This is a genomic window from Streptomyces sp. NPDC002754 (genome assembly GCF_053592315.1).
On record NZ_JBSFVM010000005.1, the window covers coordinates 36,927 to 52,320 of the forward strand.

General features: G+C 70.7%; 14 protein-coding genes. 9 read left to right on the forward strand and 5 right to left on the reverse strand.

Annotation, left to right across the window (positions count from 1 at the left end; all coding sequences use genetic code 11):
- Positions 1-17: 17 nt before the first annotated feature.
- Positions 18-767, reverse strand: a complete 750-nt coding sequence (gene ppgK, locus ACWD2L_RS14160; protein ID WP_351344663.1) for a polyphosphate--glucose phosphotransferase — start codon at positions 765-767, stop codon at positions 18-20.
- Between the two features lie 29 nt (positions 768-796).
- A complete protein-coding gene (locus ACWD2L_RS14165; RefSeq protein WP_451189637.1) occupies positions 797-1,861 on the reverse strand; it encodes a 4-hydroxy-3-methylbut-2-enyl diphosphate reductase in 1,065 nt (354 codons plus the stop codon).
- A gap of 77 nt (positions 1,862-1,938) precedes the next feature.
- Here ACWD2L_RS14165 and ACWD2L_RS14170 point away from each other — a divergent pair, with 77 nt between their 5' ends.
- The 4 genes from ACWD2L_RS14170 (at position 1,939) to ACWD2L_RS14185 (ending at position 5,587) form a co-directional block, all read left to right on the forward strand.
- The gene (locus ACWD2L_RS14170) at positions 1,939-3,315 is read left to right on the forward strand and encodes an APC family permease (RefSeq protein WP_351344657.1); all 1,377 of its coding nucleotides are present in this window, start codon (positions 1,939-1,941) and stop codon (positions 3,313-3,315) included.
- Positions 3,316-3,370: 55 nt separating this feature from the next.
- Positions 3,371-4,588 carry an exodeoxyribonuclease VII large subunit gene (xseA, locus tag ACWD2L_RS14175; protein WP_351344654.1) on the forward strand — a complete coding sequence of 406 codons (1,218 nt, stop codon included), beginning with the start codon at positions 3,371-3,373 and terminating at the stop codon, positions 4,586-4,588.
- Positions 4,589-4,602: 14 nt separating this feature from the next.
- Positions 4,603-4,857 (forward strand): exodeoxyribonuclease VII small subunit, encoded by a 255-nt coding sequence (locus ACWD2L_RS14180; protein ID WP_351344651.1) that lies wholly within the window; start codon positions 4,603-4,605, stop codon positions 4,855-4,857.
- 139 nt (positions 4,858-4,996) lie between these two features.
- Positions 4,997-5,587: a malonic semialdehyde reductase gene (locus ACWD2L_RS14185; RefSeq protein ID WP_351344648.1), complete on the forward strand. Its 591-nt coding sequence runs from the start codon at positions 4,997-4,999 to the stop codon at positions 5,585-5,587.
- A 91-nt stretch (positions 5,588-5,678) separates the two neighbouring features.
- On the opposite strand, the gene ACWD2L_RS14190 is transcribed toward ACWD2L_RS14185, so the two are convergent.
- The gene (locus tag ACWD2L_RS14190; RefSeq protein WP_451189641.1) at positions 5,679-6,212 is read right to left on the reverse strand and encodes a DUF4245 domain-containing protein; all 534 of its coding nucleotides are present in this window, start codon (positions 6,210-6,212) and stop codon (positions 5,679-5,681) included.
- Positions 6,213-6,477: 265 nt separating this feature from the next.
- Between ACWD2L_RS14190 and glpX the strand changes: the two genes are divergently transcribed.
- Positions 6,478-7,512, forward strand: a complete 1,035-nt coding sequence (gene glpX, locus ACWD2L_RS14195) for a class II fructose-bisphosphatase (RefSeq protein ID WP_351344645.1) — start codon at positions 6,478-6,480, stop codon at positions 7,510-7,512.
- A gap of 118 nt (positions 7,513-7,630) precedes the next feature.
- Here the strand turns inward: glpX and ACWD2L_RS14200 are convergent, their stop codons facing one another.
- Both ACWD2L_RS14200 and ACWD2L_RS14205 read right to left on the reverse strand, forming a co-directional pair.
- A complete protein-coding gene (locus ACWD2L_RS14200) occupies positions 7,631-7,993 on the reverse strand; it encodes a WhiB family transcriptional regulator (RefSeq protein WP_351344053.1) in 363 nt (120 codons plus the stop codon).
- Between the two features lie 159 nt (positions 7,994-8,152).
- The gene (locus ACWD2L_RS14205; RefSeq protein ID WP_351344056.1) at positions 8,153-8,845 is read right to left on the reverse strand and encodes a DUF1707 SHOCT-like domain-containing protein; all 693 of its coding nucleotides are present in this window, start codon (positions 8,843-8,845) and stop codon (positions 8,153-8,155) included.
- A gap of 184 nt (positions 8,846-9,029) precedes the next feature.
- On the opposite strand from ACWD2L_RS14205, the gene ACWD2L_RS14210 reads away from it, so the two are divergent.
- The 4 genes from ACWD2L_RS14210 to ACWD2L_RS14225 all read left to right on the forward strand — a co-directional run bounded on the left by ACWD2L_RS14210 (position 9,030) and on the right by ACWD2L_RS14225 (position 15,386).
- Positions 9,030-10,730: a fumarate hydratase gene (locus ACWD2L_RS14210; RefSeq protein WP_351344059.1), complete on the forward strand. Its 1,701-nt coding sequence runs from the start codon at positions 9,030-9,032 to the stop codon at positions 10,728-10,730.
- Positions 10,731-10,799: 69 nt separating this feature from the next.
- Positions 10,800-12,197, forward strand: coding sequence for a class II fumarate hydratase (locus ACWD2L_RS14215; protein ID WP_351344062.1), 1,398 nt, complete (start codon positions 10,800-10,802; stop codon positions 12,195-12,197).
- A gap of 85 nt (positions 12,198-12,282) precedes the next feature.
- Positions 12,283-12,960, forward strand: a complete 678-nt coding sequence (gene fomD / locus ACWD2L_RS14220) for a cytidylyl-2-hydroxypropylphosphonate hydrolase (RefSeq protein ID WP_351344065.1) — start codon at positions 12,283-12,285, stop codon at positions 12,958-12,960.
- 401 nt (positions 12,961-13,361) lie between these two features.
- A complete protein-coding gene (locus tag ACWD2L_RS14225; protein ID WP_351344068.1) occupies positions 13,362-15,386 on the forward strand; it encodes an ATP-binding SpoIIE family protein phosphatase in 2,025 nt (674 codons plus the stop codon).
- Positions 15,387-15,394: the final 8 nt, after the last annotated feature.

The following is a 15,394-nucleotide window of genomic DNA, read 5'->3' on the forward strand; positions in this document are numbered from 1 at the left end:
CTGTTGGCCCGGGGGCTCTACGCGCGCGATGCCGCCATCGCGGCGCCCACGATCCCCGCGTTGTTCTGCAGCTCGGCCGGGACGATCTCGGCCTTGATGCCCTTGATCAGCGGCAGGAACTTGTGCGCCTTGCGGCTGATCCCGCCGCCGATGACGAACAGCTCGGGCGAGCAGAGCATCTCCACGTGCGCCAGGTACTTCTGCACGCGGTGCGCCCACTGCTCCCAGCTGAGGTCGTGGTCCTCGCGCGCCTTCGTGGAGGCGTGCTTCTCCGCGTCGTGCCCGTTCAGCTCCAGGTGGCCAAGTTCCGTGTTCGGCACGAGGACGCCGTCGGTGAACAGGGCGCTCCCGATGCCCGTACCGAAGGTGAGCAGCAGCACGGTGCCCTTGCGGCCGCGGCCCGCGCCGAAGTGCATCTCGGCGACGCCCGCGGCGTCCGCGTCGTTGAGCACCGTGACCGGGAGCCCGCCGAGCTTCTCGCTCAGCAGGGCCCGCGCGTCCACGTCGATCCAGCTCTTGTCGACGTTGGCCGCCGTGCGGACCGTGGCGCCGCCGGTGATGACGCCTGGGAACGTGATGCCGACCCGGTCGGGCCGCACGTCGGCGAAGTGCTCGATGACCTGCTTGACCCCGTCGGCCACGCCCTCGGGCGTGGCCGGGTGCGGGGTCAGCACCTTGTGGCGCTCCTGGGCGAGGTCGCCCCGCTCCAGGTCGACCGGGGCGCCCTTGATCCCGGATCCGCCGATGTCCACTCCGAAGATCTGCATGACTCCACGTTACGACGGGGGACCGACAGTCACTCCTTGGAAGCGGATTCCCCGGCTTCGCCGACCAGCGTCGCGGCTTCGGCGCGCAGGTCCCGGCGGAGCTCCTTGGGCAGCGAGAACGTGATCGACTCCTCGGCCGCCTTCACGATCTCCACGTCCGCGAAATCGCGCTTCGACAGGTACTCCAGGACCTCCTCGACGAGCACGTCAGGGACCGAGGCGCCGGAGGTGACGCCGATGGTCGTGACGCCGTCGAGCCAGGACTCGTCGATCTCGGAGGCGTAGTCCACGAGGTACGCCTCGCGGGCGCCGGCCAGCTTGGCGACCTCGACGAGGCGCACGGAGTTCGAGGAGTTGCGCGAGCCGACGACGATGACGAGGTCGGACTCGGCGCCCATCTGCTTCACGGCGAGCTGGCGGTTCTGGGTCGCGTAGCAAATGTCGTCGCTGGGCGGCGAGATCAGTCCCGGGAACTTGCCCTTGAGGGCGTCGACGGTCTCCATCGTCTCGTCGACGGAGAGCGTGGTCTGGGAGAGCCAGACGACCTTCTCCGGGTCGCGGACCTCGACCTTGGCGACGTCCTCGGGGCCGTCGACGAGCGTGATGTGGTCGGGGGCCTCGCCGGACGTGCCGATGACCTCTTCGTGGCCCTCGTGCCCGATCAGGAGGATGTCGAAGTCGTCGTTGGCGTAGCGGACGGCCTCCTTGTGAACCTTGGTCACCAGGGGGCAGGTGGCGTCGATGGTGGCGAGCTTGCCGCGCTCGGCCTCTTCGTGGACGGTCGGTGCGACACCGTGCGCCGAGAACATCACGATGGAGCCCTCGGGCACCTCCTCCGTCTGCTCGACGAAGATGGCGCCCTTCCGCTCCAGGGTCTGCACGACGTACTTGTTGTGCACGATCTCGTGGCGGACGTAGATGGGGGCCCCGTACTGCTCGAGGGCCTTCTCGACGGCGATCACGGCACGGTCCACACCGGCGCAGTAACCCCGGGGGGCGGCGAGCAGGACGCGGCGGTTGTCACTGCGACGCGGAGCGTCTCCGCTTGGGGTGGTGGCGGGCGGCGGGCCGGGAGTTGCAGTCATGCTCCCCATCGTAAGGGCGACCCCGGGAGGTCAAAGATCGTCCCGGTGGGGAGACTGGAAGTCTGCGCGCGATCTACGGAGGCACGATGTCCGCCGACACCCCCCACGTCACGCATGAAGAGACGGCCCTGCGGCGAAGTCTCGGCTTCCGGGACCTCGTGGTCTACGGGCTCCTCTTCATCGCCCCTATGGCGCCCGTCGGCGTCTTCGGCACCCTGGACGCGAAATCGCACGGCGCGGTAGCCCTGGTCTACATCGTCGCGACGATCGCGATGGCGTTCACCGCGTTCAGCTACGCCCAGATGGTGCAGGTGGCCCCGCAGGCGGGCTCGGTCTTCGCCTACGCGCGCGCGGGTCTCGGAAAGGGCCCCGGGTTCATCGCCGGCTGGATGGCGATGCTCGACTACGTACTGATCCCCGCGGTCGCGTATCTCTTCGCCGGCATCGCGATGAACTCGCTCGTCCCCTCGGTCTCCCAGTGGGTGTGGACGGCGCTCGCGGTGGTGATCACGACGCTGCTCAACCTGTGGGGCGTGCGGGCCGCGGCGCGGGTCGGGTTCGCGGTCCTGGCGCTCGAGATCGTGGTCCTGCTGGTCTTCGTGGTCTCGGCGATCGTGATCCTGGCCACGGACGGGCCGCAGCGCGACTGGCTGTCCCCGCTGACCGGCGACGGCACGCAGGGCGCGTTCGCGCTGTCGGCGGTGATCGGGGCGGTGTCCGTCGCGGTCCTCTCCTACCTGGGCTTCGACGCCATCGCGTCGTTCGCGGAGGAGGTCACCGGGGGCTCGGCGAAGGTCGCGCGGGCGGTGCTGTTCTGCCTCGTCTTCACGGGTGTGCTGTTCGTCGCGCAGACCTACTTGGTCGCCCTGCTCGAACCCACCACGTCGGCGCAGCTCGCCGCCGACCCCGGAAAGCAGGGCAGCGCCTTCTACGACGCCGTGGACGCGTCCGTCGGCTCGTGGCTGCACGACCTGGTGGCGGTGAGCAAGGCGATCGGCGCGGCGTTCGCGGCACTCGCCGGGCAGGCGGCGGCCGGACGGCTGCTCTTCGCGATGGCCCGCGACCGGCGGCTGCCGAAGGCGCTCGCGCGGACGTACGCCGGGGTGCCGCGGGTGGCGCTGCTGCTCGCCGCGGTGATCACGCTCGTCGCGGCGGTCTGGGCGGCCAGCCGGGACGACGGCATGGACCACCTGGTCTCGGTCGTCGACATCGGCGCCCTGACGGCCTTCACGCTGCTGCACGCGAGCGTGGTGGGGTATTTCGCGGTACGTCGCCGTGGCGGCGCCGTGAGCTGGTGGCGGCATGTCGTGATCCCGGTCCTGGGCGCGGCGATCACCGTCGCGGTGATCGTGGAGGCGTCTCCGACAGCGCAGGTGGTGGGCGCGATCTGGCTGGCGATCGGGCTCGTGGTGCTGGCGGTGCAGCGGGGCCGCGCCGAGCCTGCCGGGTCTTCGGCCGCGTAGGGCGTCCGCACCGGGGACCACCTGCGTTGTCGGTGCCTGCGACTACGCTCACGGCATGGCTGTCAACACGTCCGCGGACGCCCCGCTGCCCGTCGGCCAGGTGTCGCGGCTCATCGGGGGATGGATCGACCGGCTCGGCGCCGTGTGGGTCGAGGGTCAGATCACGCAGCTGTCCCGCAGACCGGGCGCGGGCGTCGTGTTCCTGACGCTGCGCGACCCGTCGCACGAGATCTCGGTGGCGGTGACCTGCTACCGCCAGGTGTTCGACGCGGTGGCGGACGTGGTGCGCGAGGGCTCCCGCGTCGTCGTGCACGCGAAGCCGGAGTGGTACGCGCCGCGCGGTCAGCTCTCGCTGCGGGCCGCCGAGATCCGCCCGGTCGGCGTCGGTGAACTGCTCGCGCGCCTGGAGCAGTTGAAGAAGGCGCTTGCCGCGGAGGGCCTCTTCGCGGACGACCGCAAGAAGCCGCTGCCGTTCCTGCCGCAGCTCATCGGCCTGGTCTCCGGCCGCGCCTCGGCCGCGGAGCGCGACGTGCTGGAGAACGCGCGGCGCCGCTGGCCCGCCGTCCGCTTCGAGGTGCGCAACGTACCGGTGCAGGGCGTGCACGCGGTGCCGCAGGTGGTGCAGGCCGTCAAGGACCTGGACGCACTCGACGACGTCGACGTGATCATCGTGGCGCGCGGCGGCGGCAGCGTGGAGGACCTGCTGCCGTTCTCCGACGAACAGCTGGTGCGTGCGGTGTCCTCCTGCCGTACGCCCGTCGTCTCCGCGATCGGCCACGAGCCGGACAACCCGCTGCTCGACTACGTGGCCGACCTGCGTGCCTCGACGCCGACGGACGCGGCGAAGAAGGTCGTGCCGGACGTCGGCGAGGAGTACGAGCGGGTGCGCTGGCTGCGGGACCGGGCGCGGCGCAGCGTGGAGTCCCTCCTGGAGCGGGAAGAGCGAGGGCTCGCGGCGGCCCTCGCCCGCCCCTCGATAGAGGACCCGCACCGCATGGTCGACGAGCGCGAGGAACAGATCGCGGCGCTGGCCGAGCGCTCCCGCCGCACCCTCGGCCACCTCCTCGACCGCGCCGAGTCGGAGCTGACGCACACGCACGCGCGCGTGGTGGCGCTCTCCCCCGCGGCCACCCTGAAGCGGGGCTACGCGGTGCTGCAGAGGCCGGACGGGCACGTGGTGCGCGGTGCGGACGAGGTGGCCGGCGGCGAGGAGCTGCGGGCCCGCGTCTCCGAGGGCGAATTCACCGTACGAGTAACAGAAGACGAAGCGTGAGGACGGTCAGCAGCATGGCTACGAAGACGGCACAGGCGGCCGACGAGGCGCTCGGCTACGAGCAGGCGCGGGACGAACTGATCGATGTCGTCCGGCGGTTGGAAGCCGGTGGCACGTCCCTTGAGGAGTCCCTCGCGCTGTGGGAGCGGGGCGAGGAGCTGGCGAAGGTGTGCCGCCGCTGGCTGGACGGCGCGCGCGCCCGCCTGGACGCGGCGCTCGCGGAGGAGGCCGGGGGCGACGACGAGGAGGAGGCGGAGGACGAGGAGTGACCGGGGCGTCGCCTTGTGAACAGCGTCACGAAGCGTTTTGTTGAAGGTTGAACCTCATCGGCGTACCGTCCTCCATGTGGGCCGATCCGGACAGAACGGATCGCCGCAGCCGTGACCGTCGCACCGAGAAGGTTGATCCATGTCTCTCGTTCTTGACCCCGCCGCGCAGGACCTGCTGTTCCGCGAGGCCCGCACCGCGAACACGTTCTCGTCGGAGCCCGTGACCGACGAGCAGGTCGCAGCGATCTACGACCTGGTCAAGTACGGCCCGACGGCCTTCAACCAGTCGCCGCTGCGCATCACCCTGGTCCGCTCCCCCGAGGCCCGCGAGCGCCTCGTCAAGCACATGGCCGAGGGCAACCAGCCGAAGACCCTCGCCGCCCCCCTGGTCGCGATCCTCTCCACGGACCACGAGTTCCACGAGGAGCTGCCGCAGCTCTTTCCGCACGCCCCGGGGATCTCGGACATGTTCTTCTCGGAGCGTCCGGTCCGCGAGCAGGCCGGCACGCTGAACGCGACGCTGCAGGCCGCCTACTTCATCATCGGCATCCGCGCCGCGGGCCTGTCCGCAGGACCGATGACCGGCCTCGACTTCGCCGGCGTCCAGAAGGAGTTCCTGGACGACGACCACTCCCCGCTGATGGTCATCAACATCGGCAAGCCGGGCGAGGACGCCTGGTTCCCGCGCTCCCCGCGCCTCGAGCAGGAGCAGGTCATCACGACCATCTGAGTCGCGTGGACGCAGAACGTACGAGGAAGGGCCCCGGCTTCGGCCGGGGCCCTTCCTCGTTACGGGGCGGACGGACCCGTCACAGGACCCGTCACACCTTCTCGCGCTTCATCTCCAGCGCCTCGGCCATCTTCGTCAGCTGGTCGAAGTCGGCCGTGCCGGTCACCATCGTGGTGGCACCCTTCTGCTTCAGCACCAGGGCGTCGTACTTCTCGCCCTTGTAGCGCTCCCAGGTCTCGCCGCCGATCTCCTGCGTGCGACCGGTCGCGGAGGCGCCCTGGCTCGCCTCGTTGATGAACTTCTTCGACCGCCCGGTCGCCTGCTCGACGGCGACGTACTGCCCCTTCGGGTCGAGATACCCGAGGTGCCACGCGTCGTTCGCGGTGCCCTGGTAGCGCACGGACGTCGGCTTCCAGTCGTGCGAAAGGCCCGTCGGCGCGGCCACCGGGTACGGCGCCGCACGGCGGGCCGTCGACAGCTCGACCTTGTAGTCGACGCGCTTGACCTGCGGCTCCCCGGAATCGTCGTGCGGAACGAAGAGGTAGATCACGCCGGCCGCGAGGACGCAGGCGCCGAGCGAGAGGACCAGGCTGCCGACCGTTTTCTTACCGTTTCTTGCTGCCACGCACCCCATCGTCGCAGGTCGCCCGATGATCTCCGCCGGGAGGTCCGGATTCGCGCGGTCCGGCATCGACCGGTCCGCTCATCCGTGGGGCGGTCTGCTCAGATTGTCTGACCGACGATAGAGTTCTCCCCAATACCGCCCCCATCCGCCCGCCCGTCGCCCGCCACCGCCCTTCCAACGAGCCCTCCGGGCGCCCCTCCTTATTGTCGTATCCCGGTGAAGCCGAACGATCCCGGTGAATCCCGGAACAGAAAGGTGCGTCTCGATGACCGAGCATCACCAGCTTCCGTCCGAGCTCGAGGTCCCCTCCGAGGCCCCCGACCGCAACCTCGCCCTGGAACTCGTCCGGGTCACCGAAGCCGCCGCCATGGCCGCGGGCCGCTGGGTGGGCCGCGGTGACAAGAACGGCGCCGACGGCGCGGCCGTGCGCGCCATGCGCGCCCTCGTCTCCACCGTCTCGATGAACGGCGTGGTCGTCATCGGGGAGGGTGAGAAGGACGAGGCCCCGATGCTCTTCAACGGGGAGCACATCGGTGACGGAACGGGCGCCGAGGTCGACATCGCCGTCGACCCGATCGACGGCACCTCGCTCTGCGCGAAGGGCATGCCGAACGCGATCGCCGTGCTCGCCGCCGCCGACCGCGGCACGATGTTCGACCCGTCCGCCGTGTTCTACATGGACAAACTGGTCACCGGCCCCGAGGCCGCCGACTACGTGGACATCAACGCCCCGGTGTCGGTGAACATCCGCCGCGTCGCCAAGGCGAAGAAGCGCGCGCCCGAGGACATCACCGTGGTCATCCTCGACCGGCCGCGGCACGAGGGGATCATCAAGGAGGTCCGGGAGACCGGCGCCCGCATCAAGCTGATCTCGGACGGCGACGTCGCCGGTTCGATCCTCGCCGTGCGCGAGGGCAGCGGCGTCGACCTGCTGCTCGGCATCGGCGGTACGCCCGAGGGCATCATCTCGGCCTGCGCGATCAAGTGCCTGGGCGGTGTGATCCAGGGCAAGTTGTGGCCGAAGGACGACGAGGAGCGGCAGCGGGCGATCGACGCGGGGCACGATCTGGACCGGGTGCTGTCCACGGACGACCTTGTCTCCGGCGAGAACATCTTCTTCGTCGCGACCGGGATCACCGATGGGGAGTTGCTGCGGGGGGTGCGGTACGACTCGGAGCGGGCGCACACGTCGTCGCTTGTGATGCGGTCGAAGTCCGGGACGATTCGGCAGATCGACTCCACGCATCGCTTGAGCAAGCTGCGGGCCTACAGCGCGATCGACTTCGACCGGGCCAAGTAGGTTTCGGGGACCCGTGGTTGACGCCTCGGGGCTCCGCCCCGGACCCCGCGCCTCAATCGCCGGCGGGGCTTAAAATGCCCGATTGAGCAGCGGGGGTCCGGGGCGGAGCCCCGGCCTCTCAGACCGCTACCGAGTGTGGTGCCTTTTTCAGCTCCACCTCGCGGCGGCGCCTGCGCGCCAGGACCACCCGGCGTTCCGCCGCGGTGAGGCCGCCCCAGACGCCGTACGGCTCCGGCTGGAGCAGCGCGTGTTCGCGGCACTCGACCATGACCGGGCAGCGAGCACAGACCCGCTTCGCCGCCTGCTCGCGCGCGAGACGCGCGGCGGTCGGTTCCTTGGAAGGGGCGAAGAAGAGTCCCGCCTCGTCACGCCTGCACACCGCCTCCGTGTGCCATGGCGCGTCCTGATCCCTGCCCCTGACTGGCTCGCGCTGCTGCGGTACGGCGGTGACCTGCAGGGACTGATGCGGCGGGTGCAGCACGGTCTACTCCTGACGACGGCTGACGACGGCTATCGAGAGCGGGCGACGATGCAGCAAGCTCTACCCGCTGTGTCGACTCCTATGCACTGAGTTCCGAAGCACGGAACTTCCGGAGCGCATACGGGAGTTCACCGCCCAAATGCCGTCGGCCCCCGACCGTCAGCCGAGATGCTTGCGCAGGTGCTTCTCCAGGTTCTGGATGAGCTTGCCGCGCTTCGGCTTCGCCTCGATGTTCCCGAGGACCGCGAAGCCGTCGACGTACACAACGGGCGCCCCGGGCTCGCGCGCGTCCAGCGTGTCCACCTCGAAGTTGCCGAGGACGCCCGCGCCGCTGCCGCGCAGCGAGATGTTCTCGGGGACGCGGACCTCCACGTTGCCGAACACGGAGACCGCCTTGATGTACACCTGCGGGTATTCGAAGATCGCCTCGCTGAGGTCGATCTCCACGTTGCCGAAGATCGCGTACGCGTGCGTGCGGCGGCCCACCCGCCAACGGCCCTTGCGGGTCGTGGAGCTGAGGACCGCCACCAGGTTCTCGTCGGGCACCGCCGGGACCGTGCCGGGCGCAGGGCGGCTCGGGGCGGGGCCCGCGGCGGGCGCCGGGCGGGGCGGCGCGTGGGTGCCCGGCAGGTCGCGCACCAGCGGCTCCAGTTCGCCGACCGTCTTGGCGCGGTAGACCCCGTCGATCCGCTCGGCGTGCTCCTCCGCGTCGAGCCGGCCCTCCGCGAGTGCCTCGCGCAGGATGTCCGCGATCCGGTCGCGGTCGGCGTCGGACGCGCGCAGGTCGGTCGGCTCCGCCACGGGAGCACTGGGCGCGGGCGCGGGCTGCGAAGAGCGCTTTTGAAGGTCCACGACAGTAGAGTACCGAAACGCGATAGATCGCGACACCCCTCGCCGCGGACTCCCGCGCAGCCCCGTCGCGGGCCCCGAGCCAACTGAGCCTTACCTCACAGGCCCGGCCGCCCGACCAGGTTCTACGCTGGTTGGCGCTGCCAACGGATGCCAGCTGATGTCTGTCGAGTGAGGAAAAGGCGAGATGCCGGAGTTCGCGTACACCGATCTGCTCCCCCAGGGCGAGGACCCCACCACGTACCGGTTGGTGACATCGGAGGGTGTCTCCACCGCCGAGGGGCCCGACGGCCGTACGTTCCTGAAGGTCGAGCCGGACGCACTGCGCAAGCTCGCCGAAGAGGCCATCCACGACATCCAGCACTACCTCCGCCCGACTCACCTCGCGCAGCTGCGCCGCATCGTCGACGACCCCGAGGCGTCGGGCAACGACAAGTTCGTCGCGCTCGACCTGCTGAAGAACGCCAACATCGCGGCCGCGGGCGTGCTGCCCATGTGCCAGGACACCGGCACCGCCATCGTCATGGGCAAGCGCGGGCAGAATGTCCTCACCGAAGGTGAGGACGAGAAGTCGCTCTCCAAGGGCATTTACGACGCCTACCAGAACCTGAACCTGCGCTACTCGCAGATGGCCCCGCTGAACATGTGGGACGAGAAGAACACCGGCTCCAACCTCCCCGCGCAGATCGAGCTCTACGCGACGGACGGCGGCGCCTACAAGTTCCTCTTCATGGCCAAGGGGGGCGGCTCCGCCAACAAGTCGTTCCTGTACCAGGAGACGAAGGCCGTACTGAACGAGTCCTCCATGATGAAGTTCCTGGAGGAGAAGATCCGCTCCCTGGGGACGGCCGCCTGCCCGCCGTACCACCTCGCGATCGTCGTCGGCGGCACCTCCGCCGAGTACGCCCTGAAGACCGCCAAGTACGCCTCCGCGCACTACCTGGACGAGATCCCGGCCGAGGGTTCCGAGCTCGGGCACGGCTTCCGCGACAAGGAGCTCGAGGACAAGGTCTTCGAGCTGACGCAGAAGATCGGCATCGGCGCGCAGTTCGGCGGCAAGTACTTCTGCCACGACGTGCGCGTGGTGCGGCTGCCGCGGCACGGCGCCTCCTGCCCGGTCGCCATCGCCGTGTCCTGCTCCGCCGACCGCCAGGCCGTCGCGAAGATCACCGCCGAGGGCGTCTTCCTGGAGCAGCTGGAGACGGACCCGGCGCGCTTCCTGCCGGAGACGACCGACACTGAGTTGACTAGCGGCTCCGCCGCGGGCCTCTCCGAGGACGAGTCGAGCGACGTCGTGAAGATCGACCTCAACCAGCCGATGGACGCGATCCTCGCCGAGCTCGGCAAGCACCCGGTGAAGACCCGCCTCTCCCTGACGGGACCGCTCGTCGTCGCCCGCGACATCGCGCACGCCAAGATCAAGGAGCGCCTGGACGCCGGCGAGGAGATGCCGCAGTACCTGAAGGACCACCCCGTGTACTACGCGGGCCCGGCGAAGACCCCCGAGGGTTATGCGTCCGGTTCCTTCGGCCCGACCACGGCCGGCCGCATGGACTCCTACGTGGAGCAGTTCCAGGCCGCGGGCGGCTCCAAGGTCATGCTCGCCAAGGGCAACCGCTCCAAGCAGGTCACCGACGCGTGCGACGCGCACGGCGGCTTCTACCTCGGCTCGATCGGCGGCCCGGCGGCGCGGCTCGCGCAGGACTGCATCAAGAAGGTCGAGGTCGTCGAGTACGAGGAGCTCGGCATGGAGGCCGTCTGGAAGATCGAGGTCGAGGACTTCCCGGCGTTCGTCGTCGTCGACGACAAGGGCAACGACTTCTTCCAGAACCCGACGCCCGAGCCGACCTTCACGAGCATCCCGGTGCGCGGCCCCGGTCTCGCGTAGTCGCCACTCGTTGGTGGGGTTGTTCCCGGGATCAGGAACAACCCCACCGCCGTGTTCGCTGTACCTGGTATGAGCGACAACGCCGGCGAATACCGCATCGAGCACGACTCCATGGGCGAGGTCCGGGTCCCCGCCGCCGCGAAGTGGCGGGCCCAGACCCAGCGCGCCGTGGAGAACTTCCCCATCTCCGGGCAGCGCATCGAGCGCGCCCACATCGAGGCGCTGGCCCGGATCAAGGGCGCGGCGGCCACGGTGAACGCTGAGCTGGGGGTCATCGACAAGGACATCGCCGAGGCCGTCGCGGCAGCCGCCGCCGAGGTCGCCGAGGGCCACTGGGACGACGAGTTCCCGATCGACGTGTTCCAGACCGGTTCCGGTACGTCGTCGAACATGAACACCAACGAGGTGCTGGCCACGCTCGCCACCGAGCGCCTGGGCCGCGACGTGCACCCGAACGACCACGTGAACGCCTCGCAGTCGTCCAATGACGTCTTCCCGTCCTCCATCCACATCGCGGCGACGGCCGCCGTCACCCACGACCTGATCCCGGCGCTCGACCACCTGGCCGCCTCCCTGGAGCGGAAGTCCGCCGAGTTCTCCGACGTCGTGAAGTCGGGGCGTACGCACCTCATGGACGCGACGCCGGTGACTCTCGGCCAGGAGTTCGGCGGCTACGCGGCGCAGGTCCGCTACGGCGTGGAGCGGCTGACCGCCTCGCTCCCCCGCCTCGCCGAACTCCCCTTGGGCGGCACCGCGGTCGGCACGGGAATCAACACCCCGCCCGGCTTCTCGGCCGCCGTCATCGCCGAGGTCGCGCGCGCGACGGGGCTGCCGCTGACCGAGGCCCGCGACCACTTCGAGGCGCAGGGCGCGCGCGACGGGATCGTGGAGACGAGCGGCCAGTTGCGCACGATCGCCGTCGGCCTGACGAAGATCGCCAACGATCTGCGGTGGGCCGCCTCCGGGCCCCGTACGGGACTCGCGGAGATCAACCTCCCCGATCTGCAACCCGGTTCGTCGATCATGCCGGGCAAGGTGAATCCGGTCCTTCCCGAGGCGACGCTGATGGTCGCGGCCCAGGTCACCGGCAATGACGCGACGGTCGCGGCGGCCGGCGCCGCAGGCAACTTCGAGCTGAACGTGATGCTCCCGGTCATCGCCAAGAACGTCCTGGAGTCGATCCGGCTGCTCGCCAACGTCTCCCGGCTCCTGGCCGATCGCACCATCGACGGCATCACCGCAAACCGCGAGCGCGCCCGCGAGTACGCCGAGTCCTCCCCGTCCGTCGTCACGCCGCTCAACAAGTACATCGGCTACGAGGAGGCGGCCAAGGTCGCCAAGAAGTCCCTCGCCGAGCGGCGGACCATCCGGGAGGTCGTGCTCGACGGCGGCTACGTGGAGCGGGGCGACCTCACCGTGGAACAGCTCGACGAGGCGCTCGACGTCCTGCGGATGACGCACCCGTGAGCGCGGCCGTGACCACGCGTGGCCTGTTGGCGTAATCCTGATACGTACCGCGGCGTCGTATGCCGTTGGCACCTAATATCTGTTCATGACAGACGAGTACCGGATGACCGAGAGCGGAGGGCGCTGGGCGCCCGGTGAGCCGATCCTGTGGCGCTACCGCGCCAACGGGGGCGACGGCTTCCACATCTGCCGTCCGGTCACGGTCGTCCAGGACACCGACGAGCTGCTCGCCGTGTGGATGGCGCCCGGCACCGAGTGCGTGAAGCCGGTCATCGCCGACGGCACCCCGGTGCACCGCGAGCCGCTCGCCACCCGCTACACCAAGCCGCGCGCCCTGCGGCGCGACCGCTGGGCCGGCACGGGTGTGCTGAAACTGGCGCGGCCCGGCGATCCCTGGTCGGTGTGGCTGTTCTGGGAGCCGGGCTGGCGGTTCCGCAACTGGTACGTGAACCTGGAGGCGCCGCGCGTCCGTTGGGCCGCAGGCGTCGACTCGGAGGACCACTTCCTCGACCTGTCGGTGTACCCGGACGGCAGCTGGCGCTGGCACGACGAGGACGAGTTCGCGCAGGCGCAGGCCGTGGGCCTGATGAGCCCCGCACAGGCATCCGAGGTGCGCTCCGCGGGCCGCCGGGCGATCGAGACGATCGAGAACTGGCGGCGGCCGTTCCCCGACGGCTGGCAGCACTGGCGCCCGGACCCGGCGTGGCTGGTTCCCGCCCTGCCTGCTGACTGGGACCGTACGCCCGCGCACGTGTCCTCATGAGACCCTTGATGCGCCCCCAGGGGGTAAACGTAGGATCGTCCTCCGCAAGAGACCACCCGTCCGAATGTGCGGGTTCTACGGACAACTCTTGGCACGCACAACTGGTCTGACACGATGTCAACGAGGTCATCGAGGGGCGGCTGGACCGTGAACGTGGGCGAGACGACGCAGTGGGCGGGCCGTGACGAGACGGCCGCCGGGACCGCGAGCGGTGCTGTCCGCGGGTTCCCGGCGCGGTCGCCCGCACGGATTCCGTTCCCGGAGCACGCGTTCCGGGTATCCGGTCCCCTACGGGACACGCCGCAGGTCACCCGACAGACCCTGGCCCCAGCTGTTCCCCAACTGCCGGCGCACTGGCCAGTGACGCGGCGTGCAGCCCCGGACGGACGGAATCGACACGCGTGACGGAGTACCCCACCTCCCACGAAGGCCGCCACCACGGCACGGCGGCCCGCCCCGCCGACCCCCGCGGGGCCCTTCGGCACACCCCTGAGACCTCCACGCCGGGTTCCGGCGAGGCCTCCGCCCCGGGCTCGGGCGGCCTGCCGGAGCAGCCACGGCGCGCCGCCGGCTCCGCCGCGGACGCCGAGCACGCGCAGCCCGTGGCGCCCTCCCCCGAGCCGGTGCGCCCCGGCGCGCCCGAGGGCGAGGACCGCCGCACCGGACAGCCGCGCCCCGCCGGGCAGCCGGCGCCGATGCGGCGTGACGGCGACCGGCTCCGCTTCGTCGGCGCCGCGACCCGGCGGATCGCCCGCGGCCTGGACCTCGACGAGATCGTGATGGGCCTGTGCCGGGCGACCGTGCCCACGTTCTCCGACGCGATCCTCGTGTATCTGCGCGAGCCGCTGCCGGTGGGCGACGAGCGGCCGACGGGACCCATGGTGCTGCGCCTGCGCCGCACCGACCGCATCCCGGACTCCACCGACACCGCCTCCGCATCCGCCACCGACCCGGACACCGACGGCGCGGGGCTCACGGTCCCACTCACGCCCCAGCTCGAACTGACGGCGGGCTGCGCCGACTTGTGCGAGGTGCGCTCCGGTGGCGCGCTCGCAGAGGTGCTGCGCGGCGTCCGCCCGGTGTTCGCCGACTCGCCCGCCGCGCTCGCCGCGCTGCCCGAACTCCTCGGCTCGGAGCGGGCGTTGCCGAGCGGCCAGCGGGCGATCCTGGCCCCGCTGCGCGGCCGACGCCGGGTGATCGGGGCCGCAGTGTTCCTGCGCCGCCCCGACCGGCTCGCGTTCGACGCCGACGACCTGCTGGTGGCGGGGCAGTTGGCGACGCACAGCGCGCTCGGCATCGACAAAGCGGTGCTGTACGGGCGCGAGGCGTACATCGCGGACGAGTTGCAGCGCACGATGCTGCCGGAGACGCTGCCGAACCCGACCGGCGTGCGGCTCGCCTCGCGCTACCTGCCGGCGGCGGAGACGGCGCGGGTCGGCGGCGACTGGTACGACGCGATCCCGCTGCCGGGCAGCCGCGTCGCGCTGGTCGTGGGCGACGTCATGGGCCACTCGATGACATCGGCCGCCATCATGGGCCAGCTCCGGACGACCGCGCAGACCCTCGCCGGACTCGACCTGCCCCCGCAGGAGGTCCTGCACCACCTCGACGAGCAGGCCCAGCGGCTCGGCAGCGACCGCATGGCGACGTGCATGTACGCCGTGTACGACCCGGTCGCGCACCGCATCACCATCGCCAACGCCGGGCATCCGCCGCCCGTCCTGCTGCACCTCGGCGGGCGCTCCGAGGTGCTCCGGGTGCCGCCGGGCGCGCCGATCGGCGTCGGCGGGGTCGACTTCGAGGCGGTCGAGCTGGACGCCCCGGCGGGCGCGACGCTGCTCCTCTACACGGACGGGCTCGTCGAATCGCGGCTGCGGGACGTGTGGACCGGGATAGAGCAGCTGCGCGAACGGCTCGCCGCCACCGCGCAGCTGACAGGACCCGACCATCCGCCGCCCCTCGAGGCGCTGTGCGACGAGGTCCTCGACATGCTCGGCCCCGGCGACCGGGACGACGACATCGCGCTGCTGGCCGCCCGGTTCGACGGGATCGCGCCCAGCGACGTCGCGTACTGGACCCTGGAACCGGAGGACGCCGCACCGGGCCGCGCCCGCAGGCTCGCCCGCAGCGCCCTGGAGCGCTGGGGCCTGGAGGACCTCAACGACTCCGTCGAACTCCTGGTGAGCGAGGTCGTGACGAACGCGGTGCGGTACGCCACCCGTCCGGTGACCCTGCGCCTGCTGCGGACCGACGTGGTGCGCTGCGAAGTGGGCGACGACGTACCGCAGTTGCCACGCCTTCGGCAGGCACGGGCGACGGACGAGGGCGGTCGTGGGCTCTACCTGGTGAACCGGCTGGCCCGAAGGTGGGGTGCGACGCGCCTGTCCACCGGCAAGGTCGTCTGGTTCGAGCTTCCGGTGCCGTAAATATGTGG